The following is an 18,871-nucleotide window of genomic DNA, read 5'->3' on the forward strand; positions in this document are numbered from 1 at the left end:
GGCACGATCGTGTTCGCCACGTTCGCCGGCATCTACTTCTGGTTCCCGAAGATCACTGGCCGGATGATGGACGAGCCGCTGGGCAAGCTCCACTTCTGGACCACGTTCATCGGCTTCCACGCCACGTTCCTCGTCCAGCACTGGCTGGGTGCCGAGGGCATGCCGCGCCGGTACGCCGACTACCTCGTGACCGACGGCTTCACCACGCTCAACACGATCTCCACGATCGGCGCCTACCTCCTCGGTGCCTCGACGCTGCCGTTCATCTGGAACGTCTTCAAGAGCTACCGCTACGGCGAGGTCGTGACCGTGGACGACCCGTGGGGCTACGGCAACTCGCTCGAGTGGGCCACCAGCTGCCCGCCGCCGAGGCACAACTTCACCGAGCTGCCCCGGATCCGTTCCGAGCGCCCGGCGTTCGAGCTGCACTACCCGCACATGGTCGAGCGGATGCACAACGAGGGCCACATCACCTTCACGGGTAAGGCGCTGCCTCACCCGGAGGCGAAGGACGCGCCGTCGGAGGTCCTCACCGAGGCCGCCGTCCCGGGACGGCACGACAAGGACAACGCGAGCGAACAGTGAGCGCGACCCCTGTCCTGATCACCACGACGGGGCCGGACAAACCTGGTGTCTCCTCGGTCCTCTTCGCCGCGCTGACCCGGCACGGCGTCGAGGTGCTCGACGTCGAGCAGGTGGTGATCAGGGGTCAGCTCGTGCTCGGCGTGCTCGTCGGGGTCGAGAGCGACCCCGAGGCGCTGCAGGAGGCCGTCGAGCAGGCGATGGCCACGGTGTCGATGCACGTCGAGGTCCGCATCGGTTCGGCGATCGGCACCGATCCGTTCGCGCAGGGGCGGCAGGGTTCGACGCACGTCCTCACGTTGCTGGGCCGCCCGGTGACGGCGCGAGCGTTCACGGAGGTCGCGGGAAGGCTCGCGGCGGTGAACGCCAACATCGACACCATCCGCAGCATCGCCGACTATCCGGTGACGGGCCTGGAGGTCTACGCCTCGGTCGCGCAGGACACGCCCGAGGCCGACGCGGAACTGCGCTCGATGCTCGCGGAGGTGGGTTCGCGCGGCGGTCTGGACGTCTCGATCGAGCGGGCCGGGCTGTCGCGGCGCGCGAAGCGGCTCGTCGTGTTCGATGTGGACTCCACCCTGATCCAGGGTGAGGTGATCGAGATGCTCGCGGCGTACGTGGGTCTCGAGTCGCAGGTGCGGGAGATCACCGAGGCCGCGATGCGCGGAGAGCTGAACTTCACCGAGTCGCTCGAACGCAGGGTCGCCCTGCTCGAGGGGCTTCCCGAGTCGGTGCTCGACGAGGTGGCCGACTCGATCGATCTGACGCCGGGTGCGCGCACCACTGTCCGAACCCTCAAGCGCCTTGGCTTCCGCTGCGGCGTCGTGTCCGGCGGGTTCACGCGCATCATCGACCGGCTCGTCAAGGACCTCGGTCTCGACTTCGCAGCGGCCAACGAGCTGGAGATCGTGGACGGCAAGCTCACGGGACGCGTCACCGGGGAGATCATCGACCGGGCGGGCAAGGCGGTGGCTCTGCGCAAGTTCGCCTCCGGCTACGGGATTCCGGTCGCGCAGTGCGTCGCCGTCGGAGATGGGGCCAACGACATCGACATGCTGTCGGCCGCGGGCATGGGCATCGCGTTCAACGCCAAGCCCGCGCTGCGTGAGGTCGCCGACGCCGCGCTGTCGTATCCCTACCTCGACGCCGTGCTGTTCATGCTGGGCGTGACCCGCGCGGAGGTGGAGGCGGCCGACGCCGCCGACGGGCTTCCGCTCGTCCGGCCGTGACCTCGATACTGGAACCACTCGCCGCGCGCTACGCGTCGTGGCTCGGTCTTCCCTCGGAGCAGACCGCGGAGCCGGAAGCCGCCCCCGGCGAAGTGCGGGCGATGCCGGTGGTGCTGCGCATGGAGAAGGCCGGCCCGCCCGCGCGCACGCCGCTGCTGGAGGCGGCGGCGACCGCGGCGCTGGCCGTGTGCCTCGACGAGCGCGCCGCCGACGGCGGGGAGTGGCACGAGGCCGTGAGCGCGTGGGTGGGCGGGCACATCCGCAAGGTCGCCAGGCGGGCGCGGGGAGCGCATTGGCAGGCCGTGCAGGAACTGCCCGGCGTGACGGTGACAGTGGACGGAGCGCAGGCGCGCGCGTTGCTGCCCGGCCGGGTCGCGGACGTGCCCAAGGACGTCGCGCGGCTGCAGATCTCCGGCAGCGACCTGCCCGCCGACGAGCCTGGGGAGCCGCCTGCGGACCTGCCGCTGCTGCTCCTGAACCCCGGCATCACGATGACGGTCGGCAAGGCCGCCGCGCAGGTGGGCCACGGCACGATGCTGCTGGCTTCCCTGCTGGGCAAGGAGGAACTCGCGCGCTGGCGGGAGCGGGACTACGGCTGCGCGGTGCGCACGGCGACCGACGCGGAGTGGACGAAGCTGTACCCGCGCGATCCCGCGGCCGCCTGGCGCGACCGCGAGGTGATCGCCGTGCGGGACGCCGGCTTCACCGAGATCGCCCCGGGCACGGTCACCGTGCTCGCCCAGTGGCGAGGCTGAACCACCTGCCCCCAAGGCCACCTTTGTTGCGTTCAACGCAACAAAGGTGGCCTTGGGGAGCGTTTGTCAGGCGGGCTGGCTGTCCGCCTTCCAGACCACGTACGCCTCGTCGGCGTCGGTCGTCATGGCCTCCACGAACTTGTCGTGATCGAAACCGGGCAGGGTCTGCAGCCGTTCGATGAGCGCGTTCGCCGCGGGGTCGCCGCTCGGCACCGCTGTGCCCGTTCCGTCGGCCGCGGCCAGCATCAGGAAGACGTCTTCCTTCCACGGACCTTCTGGGATGACTCGCACCACCACGGCGGTCAGCTCCGACCAGGTGATGGACTCCTCGCTGCCATCGGCGAGCTGTCGGCGCACACCGGTGTCGTCCACGCTGACCGACCGGGACCGTGCGCTGGATGAGTCGGGGAACAAGACTTCTCCCTTGCCTCGGGTTCCGTTCACCGTAGCGCCTTCTTCCCCGGCGCTCAGGCCGGGGCGGCGGCGTCCAGCCTGCGCAGGGCGTCCCGGGCGACCTTTGGGTCGTGCGTCGGCCACAGCGGCGGCAGCGACGCGCGCAGGAATCCGCCGTAGCGCGCCGTCGCCAGGCGCGAGTCGAGTACCGCGACGACGCCCTTGTCGGTCACGGACCGATGCAGCCGCCCAGTGCCCTGTGCCAGCAACAACGCGGCGTGGGTGGCCGCGACGGTGAGGAAACCGTTGCCACCACGCGCTTCGACGGCCCGCTGCCGGGCTGACGACACCGGGTCGTCGGGGCGCGGGAACGGGAGCCGGTCGACGATCACGAGCTGCAGCGACGGACCGGGGACGTCGACGCCCTGCCACAGCGAGAGTGTGCCGAACAGGCACGTGCGTGGATCGTCGGCGAATTTGCTCACCAGCAACGACGTCGAGTCGTCGCCCTGGCAGAGGATCGGGTGCTTGACGCGGTCGCGCAGTTCCTCGGTGGCCTGTTTCGCCGCGCGCATCGACGAGAACAGCCCCAGCGCACGCCCGCCGGCCGCGTCGATGAGCTCGGCGATCTCGTCGAGCGTGCGCTCGCCGAGTCCGTCGCGACCCGGCGGCGGCAGATGCTTGGCGACGTACAGGATTCCGTGCTTGCGGTAGTCGAAGGGCGAGCCGACGTCGAGGCCGCTCCAGCGCGGGCCGTCGTCGTCCGACGGCGCGGGCTTGTCCGTGGCGGTGCCCTCCGCCTTGACCGTCGGCTTCGGCGACGGTGGCAGCCCCCACTGGCGGGCCAGCGTGTCGAAGGCGCCGCCGAGCGCGAGCGTCGCGGACGTCAGCACCGTGGTGCTGCGCGCGAACACCCGCTCCCGCAGCAGCCCGCCCACCGAGAGCGGCGCGACGTGCAGCGCGGGCGGCCGGGGCGAGGCCGAGTACTGGTCCCCGGAGAGCCAGACGACGTCCTGCCGGTGGGCCTGGTCCTCGTCGAACGCGTCCAGCAGCCGCACCGCGGTGTCGTGCACCTCGTCGAGCAGCGAGCGGGCGAGCTTGCGTGCCGTGGCCTCCTCGATGTCCTCCTTGCGCTCGGAGCCCAGCGCGGTGAGGCACCCGTGCGCGGCGTCGCGCACGACCGTCAGCGCGCCGCCCAGCGGCGTCGGCAGCGTGTCCATGCGGCCCGGCGGCAGGTCGTCGAGCACGAGCGCGAGCCCGTCGCCGGCCTCCAGGAGCCGGTCGGCGATGTCGGCGTCGATGAGCCTGCCGCAGCGCCGCGTGGCCGCGGAGATCAGCGACGTGGTGAGCTCGGACGTGGCCACGGACGTCACGCGGTCGACCAGCTCGTGCGCCTCGTCGATCACCACCAGGTCGTGCTCGGGCAGCACCTGGTACTCCTGCAGCGCGTCGATCGCGAGCAGCGCGTGGTTGGTCACCACCACGTCCGCGCGGCCCGCCTCGCCCCGCGCGCGCTCGGCGAAGCAGTCGGTGCCGACCGGGCAGCGGGCGACGCCGAGGCATTCGCGCGCCGTGACCGACACCTGCCGCCAGGCCTGTTCGGACACGCCGGGCACGAGTTCGTCGCGGTCGCCGGTCTCGGTGTCCGACGACCATTCGTGCAGGCGTTTGACCTCCCTGCCGATGCGGGAGACGGCGAACGCGTCGAACAGCCCGGTGTCCTCGGGTTCCTCGGGAGCGCCGGTGTGCACGCGATGCATGCAGAGGTAGTTGCGCCTGCCCTTGAGGATCGCGAACGTGGGCTCCCTGCCGAGCGGCTTCTTCAGCGCCTTCGCGAGCCTCGGCAGGTCCCGGTCGACGAGCTGGCGCTGCAGCGCGATCGTGGCCGTGGAGACCACCACCGTCGCCTCGTGCTCCACCGCGTACCGGATTGCGGGCACGAGGTACGCCAGCGACTTCCCGGTTCCGGTGCCCGCCTGCACGGCGAGGTGCTCGCCGGTGCGGATCGCCTTGGCGACCGCCTCCGCCATCCGCACCTGGCCCTCGCGCTCTGCTCCGCCCACGGCCTCGACGGCGTGCGAGAGGAGATCGCGGACGCTGGGCAGGGTGGAGATGGAGGACGGCACGGATCGAGACGTTACCGCCCGGGTGCGTCAGTTCCGGGCGCGGTGCGCGCCAACTGGTCGCCCATTGATCACGAACGGTCCATTCACGTCTCATCGAGTCGTCGCGAACCGGTCATAACGTCTGCCGGATGAGACGCATCCCATCCCGCATCCTCGCCTGCCTGCTGGCGGCGGCCACGGTCGCCGTCGCCGGTCCGGCGCTGTCCCCGATGGCCGCCGCGGACCCCGGAGACGTCGTCGTCGACGAGTCCTTCGACGGCACCGCGCTGCCCGACGGCTGGCGGCCCGTGGCTGGGCAGTGGCAGGTCGCGGGAGGCCGCCTGGTGAACACCGAACCGGGCAGCCTTTCGAGGATCACGTTCGGCACTCACCTGCGCGACTTCCGCGCCGAGGCGACCATCCGGTTCGAGTCCGTGAACAACACGAGCCGCTGGGCCGGCCTCGTGCTCGACACCGACCCGTCCGGCGCCGTGCCGTGGAGCCAGGCGATCATGCGGTCGGCGTCCACCGCGAGCAACGGCATCGAGTTCGCCGGGCGCACCGAGGGCAACACCTGGAACGTCACCAACGCGGGCGCCGCGCCGTACGACGCGGGCACCGGCCGGGACATCCGGGTCGCCATCGAGGTGCACGGCAGCCGCGCGACCTGGTCCTTCGACGGTCAGACCGTGCTCACGTCGACGCAGGTGCGGCGCAGCACCGGCGGCGTGCTGGGCCTCATCGCCGACGGCGCGCGGATCAGCGTCGACGACGTCAAGGTCACCGAGCTGGAGCCCTTGCCGGTGACGCAGCCCGACGGCGCGCTGCCGCTCACCGTCGCGCACCGCGGCTACTCCTCGGTCGCGCCGGAGAACACGCTCGCCGCCGTGGAGGCCGGGATCCGGGCCGGCTCCGAGTACGTCGAGATCGACGCGCAGACGACCGCCGACGGCGTGCCCGTGGTGATGCACGACAGCACCGTCGACCGCACCACCGAGGGCACTGGCGACGTCTCGAAGCTCACGGCCGACTACGTCACCGGGCTCGACGCGGGCTCGTGGTTCTCGCCCGCGTACGAGGGCCAGCGCGTGCCGACCCTCGGTGAGGTGCTGGACCTCGTCAAGGGCAGCGGTTCGACGCTGCTGCTGGAGGTGAAGGGCCCGGAGACCCGCGCCGAGACCGAGGGCATCCTCGCCGAGGTCAGGGCCCGCGGCATGGCCGAGCAGGTGCTGCTGCAGAGCTTCGACGAGCGGGTGCTGCGCGATGCGCGCGACCTGGCACCGGAGATCCCGCTCGGCCTGCTGCGGGGCACGCTGGACGCCGACCCGCTCGCGACGGCGCGTGACCTCGGCGTGGTCGCCTACAACCCCTCGTCGGCGGCGCTGCTCACCAGGCCCGGCACCGTGGCGACGCTCAACGACGCCGGCATCGCCGTGATGCCTTACACGATCGACGACGCCGGGACCTGGCTGCGGCTGGCCGAGATCGGCGTGGACGCCGTGATCACGAACAAGGCCGGTGAGCACTTCGGCTGGCGGCAGCGGGCCGGGCAGGACGCGCCCGCGAAGCCGAGCGTGTCGCTCGTCGCGCCCGCCGACGGCGCGCAGCTGCGCCGGTACTCCTCGGCCGTGGTCGCGGTGGACGCCCGCGACGCCGAGACCGTGACCGTGACGCTCGACGGCGAGCCGGTCGAGGTGGGCGCCCCGCTGGACCTGCGGAACCTCGCGGCGGGCGAGCACAAGCTGACCGCCGTCGCCGAGGGGCCCGGCGGCACGGCGGAGGCGAGCGCGACGTTCGACCTCGTCGTGGACGTCACGGGTGTGCGGGTGCTGGTGGCCGAGGCCGGTGTCGCGCCGGAGGACACCGCCACGATCCTGGGTCACCTCGACAAGGGCCGCTGGCAGCTCGCCGAGCGCGCCGTCCACAAGGCGGGCTTCACCGCCGAGCAGGAGGAAGTCCTGCTGGCGGACCTCCGCACGCTCTCGGAGCGCTGACCAACTGCCCCCAAGGCCACCTTCGTTGCGTTCAACGCAACAAAGGTGGCCTTGGGGCAAGGCGGGGTCACACAAGCGAGTGACGTCACCGCGACCGGGTCAGGTGACGGCGCGGCTCCGCCGATGTCGTGTGCGGGTCAGCAGGCGATCTTGGAAGGAACGCGCATGGCGAAGATCAACAGGGCTGCGGTGGTGGCCGTTCTCGCGACCGGGGCGCTCGCGCTGCCAGTGCAGGCTCAGGCGCAGACCGTCTCCACCGCGTCGGCGTCGCTCGGCGCGGCGGACCTGGTCGTGAACGGCGAGGTCACCCAGGCGGGGCCGATCGCCCCGTGCGACGTCGCGGGCCCGGCGGCGGGCGCATCGGACGGCGTGGACGTCGGCGCCGACACCGAGTTCGGCCGCGGCGAGACGAACTGTGCCCGCGCGGGCGACGGCGTGTCCAGCGCGAAGGCGACGGGCCAGCGGTTCGAGACCTCGGTGCTCAAGCAGTTCGGCGGGCCGACGATCCGGGTGCGCACGTTCTCGGCCGAGTGCCGCACCACCACGAACGGCAGCAGCGGCTATGTCGAGCTCGGCGGCGTCTCCGGCTTCACCCTGCCGCAGAACATCCCGCCGAACCACACCATCACGATCCCCGGCAGGGCACAGGGCGACCCGCCGCTGGCCGAGCTCGTGCTCAACGAGTTCACCGCGCCGACGCCGCCCGACGGCAGCCTCACCACGACCGCACTGCGCATCAAACTGTTCCCGCAGGGCGGACCCGCCAGCGGCGACATCCGCGTCGGCACGGCCGCCTGCGATCCCTACGGGGGCTAACGCGGCGGCCGGGAGAGCTGCGTCAGCTCCTCCCGGTCGGGCAGGCCCTGCCAGTCGCCCTCCACGGACAGCGCGAGCGCACGGCACGCGGCGGCCGTGCGCACGCGCCGCTCCGGCGGCGCTCCAGTGAGGAAGTCCGCGAGATAACCGGCCACGAACGCGTCGTCGGCGCCGTCGGCGTCGACCGCGCGGACCGGGTAGGAGGGCACGTCGTAGCGCGAGCCGTGCAGCTCCGCGACCGCGCCCCTCGGCCCGAGCCGCACCACGACCTCCTCCGGGCCCAGCTCGGACAGGCCGGAGGCCAGTTCCTCGGCCGTGCCGTCGAAGCCGAGCATGCGCGCCTCGTCGTCGCCCGCGAACACGATGTCGGCCCTGGTCACCAGGTCCAGCAGCACCGGGCGGGCCTCCTCCGGCGGCCACAGGGCGTGCCGGTAGTTGAGGTCGAACGACACCGGAACGCCTTCCGCGTGTGCCACCTCGATCGCCGCGAGCACCGCCTTGGCCGCCGTGTCGGACAGCGCGGGCGTGATCCCGGACAGGTGCAGCACGCCCGCCTCGGCGACGCGGTCCTCGCAGATGTCCTCGGGACACAGCCGGGAACCCGCGCTGCCGTGCCGGTAGAAGGCGACGCGCGGCGAGTCGGGCGTGCGGAAGTCCTTGAGTGCCAGCCCGGTCGGCGCCTCCTGGTCGGTGACGGCCGCAGAGGTGTCGACGCCCTCCGCCCGCAGCCGCGAGAGCACCAGCGCTCCCGGCTCGTCGGCGCCGACCCTGCCAGCCCACGCGGACTCAATGCCGAGCCTGGCCACACCGATCGCCACGGTCGACTCCGAGCCCGTGATGCCCACCTCGGCCGTGGTGGCGTGCCGCAGCCTGCCCTCGGAGGTGCCGAACGCGGCGAGGGTCTCGCCGAAGGTCAGCAGACCGGGAACAGTCACGAAGCGACCCGTGGGCTTCCGCTGATCTCCACGCCCTCCGACCTCAGCTCCGCGAGTGCCTTGTCCACAGTGGACGACGAGACGCCCGCGGTCAGGTCGGCGAGCACGCGCACCCCGAAGCCCGCCCTCGCCGCGTCGAGCGCCGTGGCACGGACACAGTGGTCGGTCGCGATGCCGGCCACCTCCACCGCGGTCACGTCCCGCTCGCGCAACCAGTCCGCCAGCCGCTCGCCGGCGTCGGTCGCGCCCTCGAACCCGGAGTAGCCGTCGCTGTACTGGCCCTTCGAGAACACCGCCGTGATCGGCCCGACGTCGAGCTGCGGATGGAAGCCGGCGCCCGCCGTGCCGGCCACGCAGTGCCGGGGCCACGAGCGCACGAAGTCGGGTTCGTCGCTGAAGTGCGCGCCCGGATCGATGTGGTAGTCCCTCGTGGCCACCACGTGCGCGTAGTCGTTGTCGCGCAGGTGCCCCGAGATCGCCTCCGCGACCGCGGCACCGCCGGTGACCGCGAGCGCACCGCCCTCGCAGAAGTCGTTCTGCACGTCCACCACGATCAGCGCGGTCGTCATCTCGTCCTCCTCAGCTGAAGGTCGTGGGGATGGCCGGGTCGCCGCCGGAGAGCTTGAGCCCCTCCCACGGCAGGCTCACCAGCGCGCGGCGCAGCCGTTGCCTTCCGTCCTCAAGGGTGGGCAGCTCGTCCACCGGTTGTCCAGCGCGCATGAGGGGGATCAGCAACTCGCGGTCGTGCTCGCCGAGCTCCGGCGGCTTCGCGGTCGGGTAGACGACCTCCTCCAGCGCGGTCCCGGTCGGCTTGTGCCTGCGCAGCGCCGACTTGCGGCCCCCTCTGGATGCCTTGTGCTCACTGCGTTTCGCGACCGGCCTGCCGTCGACCTCGACCAGCTTGTACACCATTCCGGCCGTCGGCGCGCCCGAACCGGTGACCACCGAAGTGCCGACGCCGTACGCGTCGACGGGCTCGGCCCGCAGCGCGGCGATCGCGTGCTCGTCGAGATCGCCGGACACCACGATCCGCGTGTCACTGGCGCCGAGGGAGTCGAGCTGCTCGCGGGCCTTGCGGGCGAGCACGCCGACATCGCCGGAGTCGATCCGGATCGCGCCGAGCTCGGGACCGGCCACGCGCACGGCCGTCTCGATGCCCGCCGTGATGTCGTAGGTGTCCACCAGCAGCGTCGTGTCCACGCCCATCTTGTCGATCTGCGCGCGAAACGCCGCTTCCTCGCTGTCGTGCAGCAGCATGAACGCGTGCGCGACCGTGCCGCGCGTCGGGATCCCGTAGCGGCGGCCCGCTTCCAGGTTGGACGTGGTGGCGAACCCGGCGAGGTACGCGGCGCGCGCGGCAGCGACGGCGGCCTGCTCGTGGGTGCGCCGCCCGCCCATCTCGATGATCGGCCTGCCGTGTGCCGCGCTGGACATCCGCGCTGCCGCCGAGGCCACCGCGCTGTCGTGGTTGAGGATCGAGAGCGCCACCGTCTCCAGCACCACGCATTCGGCGAACGTGCCCCGCACGGTGAGGATCGGGGAGCCGGGGAAGTACAGCTCACCCTCGGGATAGCCGTCGACATCGCCCGAGAACTCGTAGTCGGCGAGCCAGGACAGGGTGTCGCCGTCCACCACCGCCGTGGTCTCCAGCTGTGCGATCTCGGCGTCGGTGAACCGGAAGTCGGTGATCGCGTCGACGACCCTGGCGGTACCGGCGACGACGCCGTACCTGCGGCCGGCGGGGAGCCTGCGTGCGAAGACCTCGAACACGCAGTCCCGCTCACCCGTGCCGTCCGCGAGCGCACTGCCGAGCATGGTCAGTTCGTAGTGGTCGGTCAGCAGCGCCGTGCTGTTGTCGTTGTTGCCGCTCTGTTCGGCCATACCGGGAAGACTATTCACCCACACGGCCCGACCGGTGCCGCACCGCCCCTTCGAGGCGTGACAACATGGAGCCATGACCACGCCTGTCGAGGCCGAAGAGACACTCGGTGCGGACGCCGCCGCCGGGGACAGTCCGTGGCAGACCATCGTCTGGAACGACCCGGTCAACCTGATGTCGTACGTGACGTACGTGTTCCAGAAGTTGTTCGGGTACAGCAGAGACCACGCCACGAAGCTCATGCTCGACGTGCACCACAAGGGAAAGGCCGCCGTGTCGTCCGGGACCAAGGAGAAGGTGGAGGGCGACGTCGCCAAGCTCCACGCGGCCGGCCTGTGGGCCACGATGGAACAGCCGTGAAGGGCTGGCGCCGCAAGGGCGGCAAGGTGCTCGCGGGCTTCGAGCAGCAGGAGGCCGCGGTGCTGCGCGGCCTGGTGAGTCAGGTGGACGACATGCTCCGCGCGCGTGCGCAGGAGGCGCCGCAGGACGAGCTGGCCGAGCTGACCGGGATCAAGACGGGTCCGTCCGAGAGCCCCAACGACCCGGTGCTGTCCCGGCTGCTGCCCGACTTCCACAAGCTGGACCCCGACAACCCGACGACGGAGGACCTCGACTCGGTCGCCGCGCTCCGCTCGCTGCACGAGCCGGAGGTGCTGGACGCCAAGGTCGGCGTCGCCGCCGTCGTCATGGACACCCTGCCGCCGGAGGGCGGCGACATCCGGCTGACCTACGAGCAGGCCGACGCGTGGCTGGCGGCCCTCAACGACGTGCGGCTGGCGCTCGGCACCGCGCTCGACGTCACCGACGACATGCCGGACGAGCTGCCCGAGGACGACCCCCGCGCGCCGCATCTGGGTGTCTACCACTGGCTGACCTGGGTGCAGGAGAGCCTGGTACAGGCACTGACCGAGTGATGCGGAACGCGATCACGGACGTGCCGGGCGTGCTCGTCGGCCACCACCACCGGGTGGGGGACGGCTGGGCCACGGGCACGACCGTGGTGCTCGTGCCGGGGGAGGCCGTCGCCGCCGTCGACCAGCGCGGCGGAGCGCCCGGCACGCGGGAGACGAACCTGCTGGAGCCGGAGAACCTCGTGCAGCGGGTCAACGCCGTGTGCCTGTCCGGGGGCAGCGCGTACGGGCTCGCGGCCGCGGACGGCGTCATGCGCTGGCTCGGCGAGCACGAGTTGGGCTTCCCCGTCGGCGTCGAGCCCCACGAGGTGGTGCCGATCGTGCCCGGCGCCGTGATCTTCGACCTGCCGCGAAGCACGTGGGGCAACCGGCCGGACGCGTCGTTCGGCTACGCGGCGTGCGAGGCGGCCACGGACGGTCCCGTCGAGCTGGGCACGGTCGGTGCGGGGGCCGGTGCGCAGGTCGGCTCCCTCAAGGGCGGTGTCGGCACGGCGAGCGAGGTCGTCGACGGGTTCGTGGTCGGCGCGCTCGCGGTGGTGAACGCGTCCGGCGAGGCCGTGCGCCCCGGCACCGGGGAGCCCTTCGCCGCGGACCACGAGGTCGACGGCGAGTTCGGCGTCGCCCGGTGGCCGGGCAGGCCGGGTGACCTCTCCCCGCGTGGGAAGGATCTCAACACCACGATCGGCGTGGTGGCAGTCGACGCGACGTTGTCGAAGGCGGAGTGCCGCAGGCTCGCCGTGGCCGGTCAGGACGGGCTCGCGCGTGCCGTTCGTCCCGCGCACACCATGTTCGACGGCGACACCGTGTTCGCGCTGGCCACGGGTGAGCGGGAGTTGCCGAGCGAGCAGGGCCGGATCGGCGAGGCGAGCCGGATGGTCGCCCTCGACGCGCTCTGTTCCGCCGCGGCGAGGGTGTTCACCCGTGCGATGGTGCGTGGCCTGCTCGCGGCGACGGGCGTCCCGGGCCTGCCGGCGTACCGCGACGTCTGGCCGGAGGCCTTCAAGCCGTAACCACGCGAGTCCCCCGCTGAGGCGCGCGAGTCCCCCGCTGAGGCGCGCGAGTCCCCCGTTCCGGCGGGCGAGTTCCCCGTTCCGGCGGGCGAGTTCCCCGTTCCGGCGCGCGACGTGTGCGCTCCGTTGCCGCCATCGCATCCCCAGTCGCGCATCTCGGCGTCCCGAATGGGCAACTCGCAGGCGGGAGCGGGCAACTCGCGGGCGAGAGCGGGGGACTCGCGGGTGGGAGCGGGGGACTCGCGGGTGTGACGTTCGTGGCTCGTCTCACGCTGTGAACGCCCGGTATCCAGCCCGTAAGATGTTCACCGTGCTTCGGATCCGCCGTGACCTCGTGGACGCGATCGTCGCGCACGCCCGTCGTGACCACCCCGACGAGGCGTGCGGCGTCATCGCCGGCCCCGACGACGGCAGCGACCGTCCCGAGCGGTTCATCCCGATGGTGAACGCCGCGCGCTCGCCGACGTTCTACGAGTTCGACTCCGGTGACCTGCTCAAGCTGTACCGCGAGATGGCCGCGAACGACGAGACACCCGTCGTGATCTACCACTCGCACACCGCCACCGAGGCGTACCCCTCCCGCACGGACATCAAGCTGGCCCAGGAGCCGTTCGCGCACTACGTGCTGGTGTCGACCAGGGACGCGGACGAGCACGAGTTCCGGTCCTACCGCATCGTCGACGGCGTCGTGACCGAGGAGCCGGTCGAGGTCGTCGAGTCGTACATGTTCGCCAACACCGGTAGCGACGACGTACCCGACGCGTAGGTCACAGACGGGAATTTCCCCGTCTTCGTGAACGTCTGTCCTGTCATAAACCATTTGCGGAGGTAACCCATGGCCGTGACCGTGTCGATCCCGACCATCCTGCGTACGCACACCGGCGGCGAGAAGTCCGTCGAGGCGTCCGGCAAGACGGTGCTGGAGGTCATCGACGACATCGAGGCCAGGCACGGAGGACTCAAGGCTCGCCTGGTCAAGGACGAGAAGCTGCACCGCTTCGTCAACGTCTACGTCAACGACGAGGACGTGCGGTTCGCCGGCGGGCTCGATGCCGAGGTCAAGGACGGTGACACCGTGACGATCCTGCCCGCGGTCGCCGGCGGCGCGCGCTGACCATGGCTCGCTACGAGTCGTTGCTCGACGCGCTCGGCGGTACGCCGCTGGTGGGGCTGCCGAGGCTGTCCCCGTCGGACGACGTCCGGCTGTGGGCCAAGCTGGAGGACCGCAACCCCACCGGCTCGATCAAGGACCGGCCCGCGCTGGCCATGATCGAGGCCGCCGAGCGCGACGGCCTGCTGCGCCGCGGCTCCACGATCCTGGAGCCGACCTCGGGCAACACGGGCATCTCGCTCGCGATGGCCGCCAAGCTCAAGGGCTACGGCCTGGTGTGCGTGATGCCGGAGAACACCTCCGCCGAGCGCAAGCAGCTGCTGCAGGCCTATGGCGCACGCATCGTCTACTCACCCGCCGCGGGCGGGTCGAACGAGGCCGTGCGCCGCGCGAAGGAGCTGGCCAAGACCAACCCGGACTGGGTGATGCTCTACCAGTACGGCAACCCGGCCAACGCCGACGCGCACTACTACGGAACCGGTCCCGAGCTGCTCAAGGACCTGCCGACGCTGACCCACTTCGTCGGCGGGCTCGGCACCACGGGCACACTCGTCGGCGTCGGCCGGTACATGCGGGACCACAAGCCGGACGTGCAGATCGTCGCCGCCGAGCCGCGTTACGGCGAGCTGGTGTACGGGCTGCGCAACCTCGATGAGGGGTTCGTGCCCGAGCTCTACGACCCCGACGTGCTCAGCGGCCGGTACTCGGTGGGCGCCTACGACGCTCTGCGCCGCACCAGGGAGCTGCTGGAGCACGAGGGCATCTTCGCGGGCATCTCCACGGGAGCCGTGCTGCACGCCGCGCTAGGCATCGCCGAGAAGGCGGTGGCCAAGGGCCAGAAGGCGGACGTGGCGTTCGTCGTCGCCGACGCGGGCTGGAAGTACCTCTCCACCGGCGCCTACAGCGGCTCCCTCGACGAGGCCGCCGAGCGGCTCGACGGTCAGCTCTGGGCCTGAGCGGCCAGGAACCTCTCGTGCTGGGCGACCACCGTTCGCCACAGCCGGGCGCGTTCGTCGCCGGTGAAGCCGTTCGCCGCGATCCCGAAGACGTCGCCGAGTGCGGCCCACCAGTCCTGCTCGGTCTCCAGCACCGTCCGGCTGCCGGGGGTTCTGGTCAGGGTGAGCGCGCGCAGGACGTCGACGCCGCCCGCGTCGCGGCGCTGCACCGTGCACGTCCGCACGAACCCGGAGTCCGGCGAGGTGGAAAGGTACTCGTGGCGGTCGGCGAAGTCGCCCATCTCGGCCGGTCCGGGCGCGAAGTCCAGTGCGAAGAAGCTGCCGGCGGGGTCGTGGGCAAGGCGCCAGCCGCCCGGTGCGATCTGCGAGGGCTCGAGCCCATAGGTGAACGGCCCCTGCCGGTAGGTGCCCGTGCGCAGTGGCAGGGGCGTGTGCAGGGCGTCGCCGAGCCCCACGTCGGTGAACCACGCCGTCCCTGGGTCGCCGGGCAGGGCGTCGACGGTCAGCGCCAGGTGTTCGCGCGTGATCGCCGCGGGATCCGCCGCGGTCATCTGTGCGCCGCCGAGGTGCCGGGTGACGCGGTAGCCGAGCTGCCGCAGCAGCGCGGAGAACGCGCCGTTGAGGTGGAAGCAGTAGCCACCGCGGCCCGCGACGATCCGGCGCGCCGATTCGGCGGGGTCGAGGGACGTCGGCCTGCCGAGCTGGATTTCCAGGGTCTCGTACGGCACCCGTTCCACATGGGCGGCGTGCAGGCGGTGCAACGCTTCCACACTCGGGGGTTCGGCCTCGTCGATCCCCAGGCGGGCGAGGTAGGCGGCCACGTCGATCTCGGTCACGCGCCGAATCTAGCGGGGGCCGCCCCGCCGGGCCGACCGATTTATCAGGGTTTTTCACCGAGGTGAGGCGCCTGCCCACGACGTAGCCTGAAACCGTGAGCACGCAGCCCCAGCCACCCTCCACGCAGGGACCGAAGAAGGCCCCCGCCCGCATCCTGCCGCCGAAACCGCTGGTGGCCGGCATCGTCGCGTTGTCGTTCACGGTGGTGCTCTACCTGATCGAACTGCTCGACGTGCTGATGCCCGCCGATCTCGATCAAGGCGGCATCCGGGCCCGCTCACTGTCGGGGCTCGACGGCATCGCCTGGGCGCCCGTACTGCACGACGGCTGGAGCCACCTGTTCGCCAACACCGTTCCCGTGCTGGTCTTCGCGTTCCTGGCGATGGCGGGCGGCATCGGCCAGTGGATCGCCGTGACGGCCACGATCTGGATCGTCGGCGGGCTCGGGGTGTGGCTCACGGCCGCGCCGCACGTCGTTACGGTCGGCGCGTCGGGGCTCGCGTTCGGCTGGCTGGCGTTCCTGCTGGTCCGTGGCCTGTTCAACCGCAGCTTCGGTCAGCTGGCCGTCGCGGCGGTGCTGCTGGCCGTCTGGGGCGGGATGCTGTGGGGCGTGCTGCCCGGCAGCCCCGGTATCTCCTGGCAGGGGCACCTCTTCGGCGCGCTCGGCGGTGTGCTCGCCGCATGGCTGGTGGCCAAGTCCGACCGCGTCCGTTCGGGCAAGGCCAAGGGCACGCCGGGGGCCGCCGGTACGCTCGGGGCGTGAGTCACGCTGACGCCCCGATCGGAATCTTCGACTCCGGCGTCGGCGGGTTGACCGTCGCTCGCGCCATCGCCGACCAGCTCCCCGGCGAGAGCTTGCGCTACGTCGGCGACACCCGCCATGCCCCGTACGGCCCGCTTCCCATCGCCAGGGCGCGCGAGCTCGCGCTGACGGCGCTGGACGGGCTCGTCGCGGACGGCGTGAAGGCGCTCGTCATCGCGTGCAACACCGCATCGGCGGCGTGCCTGCGGGACGCGCGCGAGCGCTACGACATCCCCGTGATCGAGGTGGTGCTGCCCGCGGTGCGCAGGGCCGTCGCCGCCACGCACACCGGGCACATCGGGCTGATCGGCACCGAGGGAACCGTGCGCTCGCGCGCCTACGACGACGCGTTCGCCGCCGCGAACGGCATCCGGCTTTCCAGCGTCGCGTGCCCCCGGTTCGTCGACTTCGTCGAGCGCGGCATCACCTCGGGCAGGCAGGTGCTCGGCCTCGCGCAGGGCTACCTCGAACCGCTCGTGCGGGCGGACGTCGACACGCTCATCCTCGGCTGCACGCACTATCCGCTGCTCACCGGCGTGCTGCAGATCGTGATGGGGCCCGACGTGACGCTCGTGTCGAGCGCGGAGGAGACCGCGAAGGACGTGGTGCGGGTGCTCACCGAGCTGGACCTGCTGGCCGGCCACGGCGAACCCCGGCACCAGTTCGTCGCCACCGGGCGCGCCGAGCCGTTCGCGAAGCTCGCGCACCGGTTCATGGGCTTTCAGCCGGGAGTGCTCGCCGCCACGTGACCCTGGGCGCGCGGCGCGCTCGCGTGGCAGGGTGTCGATCGTGCGACTGACCATCCTGGGCTGTTCCGGCAGCATCCCCGGCCCGAACGCGGCCGCGTCCGGCTACCTCGTCGAGGCCGACGGCTTCGTGCTCGGGCTCGAGCTCGGCAACGGCACGCTCGCGCAGCTGCAGGCCGTCCGTGACCCGTTCGACCTAGGCGCGCTCGTCCTTTCGCACCTGCATCCCGACCACTGCGCCGACTTCAGCGCGCTGACGGTCCTGCGCCGCTACCATCCCGCGCCGCCGTACGACGTCACGGCGCGAAGGCTCCCCGTGTACGGCCCGGTGGAGGCGCCGGCGCGGCTGGCCAACGCGTATGCCCCGCACGAGGCCGAGCGCGTGCGGACCGACCTCACCGACGTCTTCGAGTTCCATCCGCTGTCGGCGGGTCCGGTGCGGGTGGGGCCGTTCGAGCTGAGCGCGGTGCCGATGGACCACCCGACGGAGGCGTTCGGCCTGCGGCTCTCACACGGTGGTCGCACGCTCGCCTACACCGGTGACACGGGGCCGTGCGAGACGCTCGACAAGCTCGCCGCCGACGCCGACGTGCTGCTGGCGGAGGCGTCGTGGACCGACGCGCCGGACCGGCCCGCCGGTGTGCACCTATCCGGCAGGCAGGCGGGTGAGCTGGCCGCCCGCGCCGGGGCCGGACGGCTGCTGCTCACCCACATCGCGCCGTGGAGCGACCGGGAGGCCATCCTCGCCGAGGCCCGCGCGGCCTTCACCGGGCTGACGGATCTCGTCGAGCAGGGCGCCTCCTACGACGTGTGAACGCAGGAACAGCCACGCCAGCACGCCGACGGGGATGATCAGCCAGCAGGACAGGAGCCGGTAGGCGAGCACCGCGGCCGCGGCGGCGGGCTCGGCGGCTCCCGCGGACACGAGCCCGGTGAGCAGGCCGACCTCGATCACGCCGATGCCGCCGGGGGTGAGCGGGATCTGCCGGACGAGCTGCACCGTCACGTAGATCGTGGCCAGTTCGAACGTGCCGAGTCCGATGTCGAAGGCGTTGGCGGCCGCGAGCAGGCACAGCATGTCGGTGAGCCAGTTCGCGACGGCGGCGCCGAGCGCCAGTAGCCAGTGCCGGGGCGCGACCGTGCGCGACGTGGCCGCGGCGTCCGCCAGCGGCGTCACCACCGCGGCGAGCCACGGCCACCTGGGTGGTCTGCGGATCCGTTTCGGCTGCGCGGCGCTGTGGTGCGCCGCCGCCAGCCGGTACGCGATCCAGCCGAGCGCCGCGATCGCCGCGACCGCCGCCGTCAGGGTGAGCGCCGGGTGGGTGTGCCAGGCGCGCGCGAGGTGCAGGGCGCCCGAGGTGAGCGCCCCCGTCGCCCACAGCAACGCCAGGCCGGTCGCGGAGGCCAGTCCTGAGAGCACCATGACCGCCGTCGCGGCGGCACGGTCGGCCCCGCCGGCGCGGAACTCGCGGAAGGCGTATGCCGCCGACACGGCCGACCCGGCGGGCAGGCTGATCGAGATCGCGGAGCGGCTGTAGGCGAGCGCGAGCGCCCTGTGGCGCGGCATGGTGACGCCGAACGCCGTGAGGAGCCTGCGCTGCTGCCTGGCGAACATCGCCATCGAGACGAACTCGGCGAGCCCCGCGACGAGCAGCCAGCGGGGGTCGGCGTGCCGCAGCGCGCCGAGCACGTCGGCGGGCTGCGGAACCCGGTCGCCAAGGGTCCACGCCATGAGCGCGAGTACCGCCGCCACGCCGCCGACCTGGACGAGCCTGCGCATCGCGACCCCCTAATTCACGCTGAGTTGAAT

Annotated in this window: 20 protein-coding genes and 1 pseudogene; 14 read left to right on the top strand and 7 right to left on the bottom strand. The window is 72.0% G+C overall.

Annotated elements, in window-relative coordinates; translation table 11 throughout:
- The 3 genes from DI005_RS27595 to DI005_RS27605 form a co-directional block, all read left to right on the top strand.
- On the top strand, window positions 1-585 hold a 585-nt coding region (locus tag DI005_RS27595; protein ID WP_199543262.1), incomplete at its 5' end, for a cbb3-type cytochrome c oxidase subunit I.
- Entirely contained in the window at window positions 582-1,811 is a 1,230-nt protein-coding gene (gene serB, locus DI005_RS27600) for a phosphoserine phosphatase SerB (protein WP_112271206.1), read from the top strand. The genes DI005_RS27595 and serB, both read left to right, overlap by 4 nt.
- Window positions 1,808-2,566 carry a peptidyl-tRNA hydrolase gene (locus tag DI005_RS27605; protein WP_113644094.1) on the top strand — a complete coding sequence of 253 codons (759 nt, stop codon included), beginning with the start codon at window positions 1,808-1,810 and terminating at the stop codon, window positions 2,564-2,566. Before serB ends, DI005_RS27605 begins: the two co-directional genes overlap by 4 nt.
- 66 nt (window positions 2,567-2,632) lie before the next feature.
- On the opposite strand, the gene DI005_RS27610 is transcribed toward DI005_RS27605, so the two are convergent.
- Both DI005_RS27610 and DI005_RS27615 read right to left on the bottom strand, forming a co-directional pair.
- Window positions 2,633-2,980 (bottom strand): hypothetical protein, encoded by a 348-nt coding sequence (locus tag DI005_RS27610; protein WP_113644095.1) that lies wholly within the window; start codon window positions 2,978-2,980, stop codon window positions 2,633-2,635.
- A gap of 53 nt (window positions 2,981-3,033) precedes the next feature.
- Window positions 3,034-5,085, bottom strand: a complete 2,052-nt coding sequence (locus tag DI005_RS27615; RefSeq protein ID WP_113644096.1) for an ATP-dependent DNA helicase — start codon at window positions 5,083-5,085, stop codon at window positions 3,034-3,036.
- Window positions 5,086-5,213: 128 nt separating this feature from the next.
- On the opposite strand from DI005_RS27615, the gene DI005_RS27620 reads away from it, so the two are divergent.
- Both DI005_RS27620 and DI005_RS27625 read left to right on the top strand, forming a co-directional pair.
- Window positions 5,214-7,058, top strand: coding sequence for a glycerophosphodiester phosphodiesterase family protein (locus DI005_RS27620; protein WP_113644097.1), 1,845 nt, complete (start codon window positions 5,214-5,216; stop codon window positions 7,056-7,058).
- A 165-nt stretch (window positions 7,059-7,223) separates the two neighbouring features.
- Window positions 7,224-7,874: a choice-of-anchor P family protein gene (locus DI005_RS27625; RefSeq protein ID WP_112271216.1), complete on the top strand. Its 651-nt coding sequence runs from the start codon at window positions 7,224-7,226 to the stop codon at window positions 7,872-7,874.
- Here DI005_RS27625 and DI005_RS27630 read toward each other — a convergent pair.
- The 3 genes from DI005_RS27630 to DI005_RS27640 are packed head-to-tail and all read right to left on the bottom strand — an operon-like array spanning window position 7,871 to window position 10,690.
- The gene (locus tag DI005_RS27630) at window positions 7,871-8,809 is read right to left on the bottom strand and encodes a sugar kinase (RefSeq protein WP_113644098.1); all 939 of its coding nucleotides are present in this window, start codon (window positions 8,807-8,809) and stop codon (window positions 7,871-7,873) included. The two genes, DI005_RS27625 and DI005_RS27630, sit on opposite strands and share 4 nt — an antisense overlap.
- On the bottom strand, window positions 8,806-9,378 hold the full coding sequence (locus DI005_RS27635; RefSeq protein ID WP_112271218.1) for a nicotinamidase: 573 nt from the start codon (window positions 9,376-9,378) through the stop codon (window positions 8,806-8,808). The genes DI005_RS27630 and DI005_RS27635 overlap by 4 nt, the downstream gene beginning before the upstream one ends.
- A 10-nt stretch (window positions 9,379-9,388) precedes the next feature.
- Complete coding sequence (locus tag DI005_RS27640; RefSeq protein ID WP_112271219.1) at window positions 9,389-10,690, bottom strand: nicotinate phosphoribosyltransferase; 1,302 nt, start codon at window positions 10,688-10,690, stop codon at window positions 9,389-9,391.
- A gap of 73 nt (window positions 10,691-10,763) precedes the next feature.
- Between DI005_RS27640 and clpS the strand changes: the two genes are divergently transcribed.
- The 6 genes from clpS to DI005_RS27670 all read left to right on the top strand — a co-directional run bounded on the left by clpS (window position 10,764) and on the right by DI005_RS27670 (window position 14,676).
- Window positions 10,764-11,048 carry an ATP-dependent Clp protease adapter ClpS gene (gene clpS / locus DI005_RS27645; RefSeq protein ID WP_112271220.1) on the top strand — a complete coding sequence of 95 codons (285 nt, stop codon included), beginning with the start codon at window positions 10,764-10,766 and terminating at the stop codon, window positions 11,046-11,048.
- A complete protein-coding gene (locus tag DI005_RS27650; protein ID WP_112271221.1) occupies window positions 11,045-11,602 on the top strand; it encodes a DUF2017 domain-containing protein in 558 nt (185 codons plus the stop codon). Before clpS ends, DI005_RS27650 begins: the two co-directional genes overlap by 4 nt.
- Complete coding sequence (locus tag DI005_RS27655) at window positions 11,602-12,609, top strand: P1 family peptidase (protein ID WP_113644099.1); 1,008 nt, start codon at window positions 11,602-11,604, stop codon at window positions 12,607-12,609. The genes DI005_RS27650 and DI005_RS27655 overlap by 1 nt, the downstream gene beginning before the upstream one ends.
- 301 nt (window positions 12,610-12,910) lie before the next feature.
- Window positions 12,911-13,375 (top strand): Mov34/MPN/PAD-1 family protein, encoded by a 465-nt coding sequence (locus DI005_RS27660; protein WP_110337929.1) that lies wholly within the window; start codon window positions 12,911-12,913, stop codon window positions 13,373-13,375.
- Window positions 13,376-13,444: 69 nt separating this feature from the next.
- Entirely contained in the window at window positions 13,445-13,723 is a 279-nt protein-coding gene (locus DI005_RS27665; protein WP_112271223.1) for a MoaD/ThiS family protein, read from the top strand.
- 2 nt (window positions 13,724-13,725) lie between these two features.
- Window positions 13,726-14,676, top strand: a complete 951-nt coding sequence (locus DI005_RS27670) for a PLP-dependent cysteine synthase family protein (RefSeq protein WP_110337933.1) — start codon at window positions 13,726-13,728, stop codon at window positions 14,674-14,676.
- Here the strand turns inward: DI005_RS27670 and DI005_RS27675 are convergent.
- Window positions 14,661-15,512: an arylamine N-acetyltransferase gene (locus tag DI005_RS27675; RefSeq protein WP_112271224.1), complete on the bottom strand. Its 852-nt coding sequence runs from the start codon at window positions 15,510-15,512 to the stop codon at window positions 14,661-14,663. The two genes, DI005_RS27670 and DI005_RS27675, sit on opposite strands and share 16 nt — an antisense overlap.
- A 152-nt stretch (window positions 15,513-15,664) precedes the next feature.
- Between DI005_RS27675 and DI005_RS27680 the strand changes: the two genes are divergently transcribed.
- From DI005_RS27680 to DI005_RS27690, 3 genes are read left to right on the top strand one after another with little or no spacing between them, the layout of a single operon-like run.
- The gene (locus tag DI005_RS27680) at window positions 15,665-16,276 is read left to right on the top strand and encodes a rhomboid family intramembrane serine protease (protein ID WP_112271345.1); all 612 of its coding nucleotides are present in this window, start codon (window positions 15,665-15,667) and stop codon (window positions 16,274-16,276) included.
- Window positions 16,273-17,064, top strand: a complete 792-nt coding sequence (gene murI, locus DI005_RS27685; RefSeq protein ID WP_228714124.1) for a glutamate racemase — start codon at window positions 16,273-16,275, stop codon at window positions 17,062-17,064. Before DI005_RS27680 ends, murI begins: the two co-directional genes overlap by 4 nt.
- A gap of 40 nt (window positions 17,065-17,104) precedes the next feature.
- Window positions 17,105-17,875, top strand: coding sequence for an MBL fold metallo-hydrolase (locus DI005_RS27690; protein ID WP_112271347.1), 771 nt, complete (start codon window positions 17,105-17,107; stop codon window positions 17,873-17,875).
- 36 nt (window positions 17,876-17,911) lie between these two features.
- On the opposite strand, the pseudogene DI005_RS39200 reads toward DI005_RS27690, so the two are convergent.
- Window positions 17,912-18,841: pseudogene (locus DI005_RS39200) on the bottom strand (YbhN family protein); the annotation flags it as partial.
- Window positions 18,842-18,871 lie beyond the last annotated feature (30 nt).

Origin of the sequence: Prauserella sp. PE36 (assembly GCF_003311655.1) — a bacterium.
Taxonomy (GTDB): Bacteria; Actinomycetota; Actinomycetes; order Mycobacteriales; family Pseudonocardiaceae; genus Prauserella_A; species Prauserella_A endophytica.

Coding starts and splice junctions, on each gene's coding strand:
- DI005_RS27620 (WP_113644097.1), top strand. CDS start 5,214: ATGAGACGCATCCCATCCCGCATCCTCGCCTGCCTGCTGGCGGCGGCC.
- DI005_RS27625 (WP_112271216.1), top strand. CDS start 7,224: ATGGCGAAGATCAACAGGGCTGCGGTGGTGGCCGTTCTCGCGACCGGG.
- DI005_RS27635 (WP_112271218.1), bottom strand. CDS start 9,378: ATGACGACCGCGCTGATCGTGGTGGACGTGCAGAACGACTTCTGCGAG.
- DI005_RS27640 (WP_112271219.1), bottom strand. CDS start 10,690: ATGGCCGAACAGAGCGGCAACAACGACAACAGCACGGCGCTGCTGACC.
- clpS (WP_112271220.1), top strand. CDS start 10,764: ATGACCACGCCTGTCGAGGCCGAAGAGACACTCGGTGCGGACGCCGCC.
- DI005_RS27655 (WP_113644099.1), top strand. CDS start 11,602: ATGCGGAACGCGATCACGGACGTGCCGGGCGTGCTCGTCGGCCACCAC.
- DI005_RS27660 (WP_110337929.1), top strand. CDS start 12,911: ATGTTCACCGTGCTTCGGATCCGCCGTGACCTCGTGGACGCGATCGTC.
- DI005_RS27665 (WP_112271223.1), top strand. CDS start 13,445: ATGGCCGTGACCGTGTCGATCCCGACCATCCTGCGTACGCACACCGGC.
- DI005_RS27670 (WP_110337933.1), top strand. CDS start 13,726: ATGGCTCGCTACGAGTCGTTGCTCGACGCGCTCGGCGGTACGCCGCTG.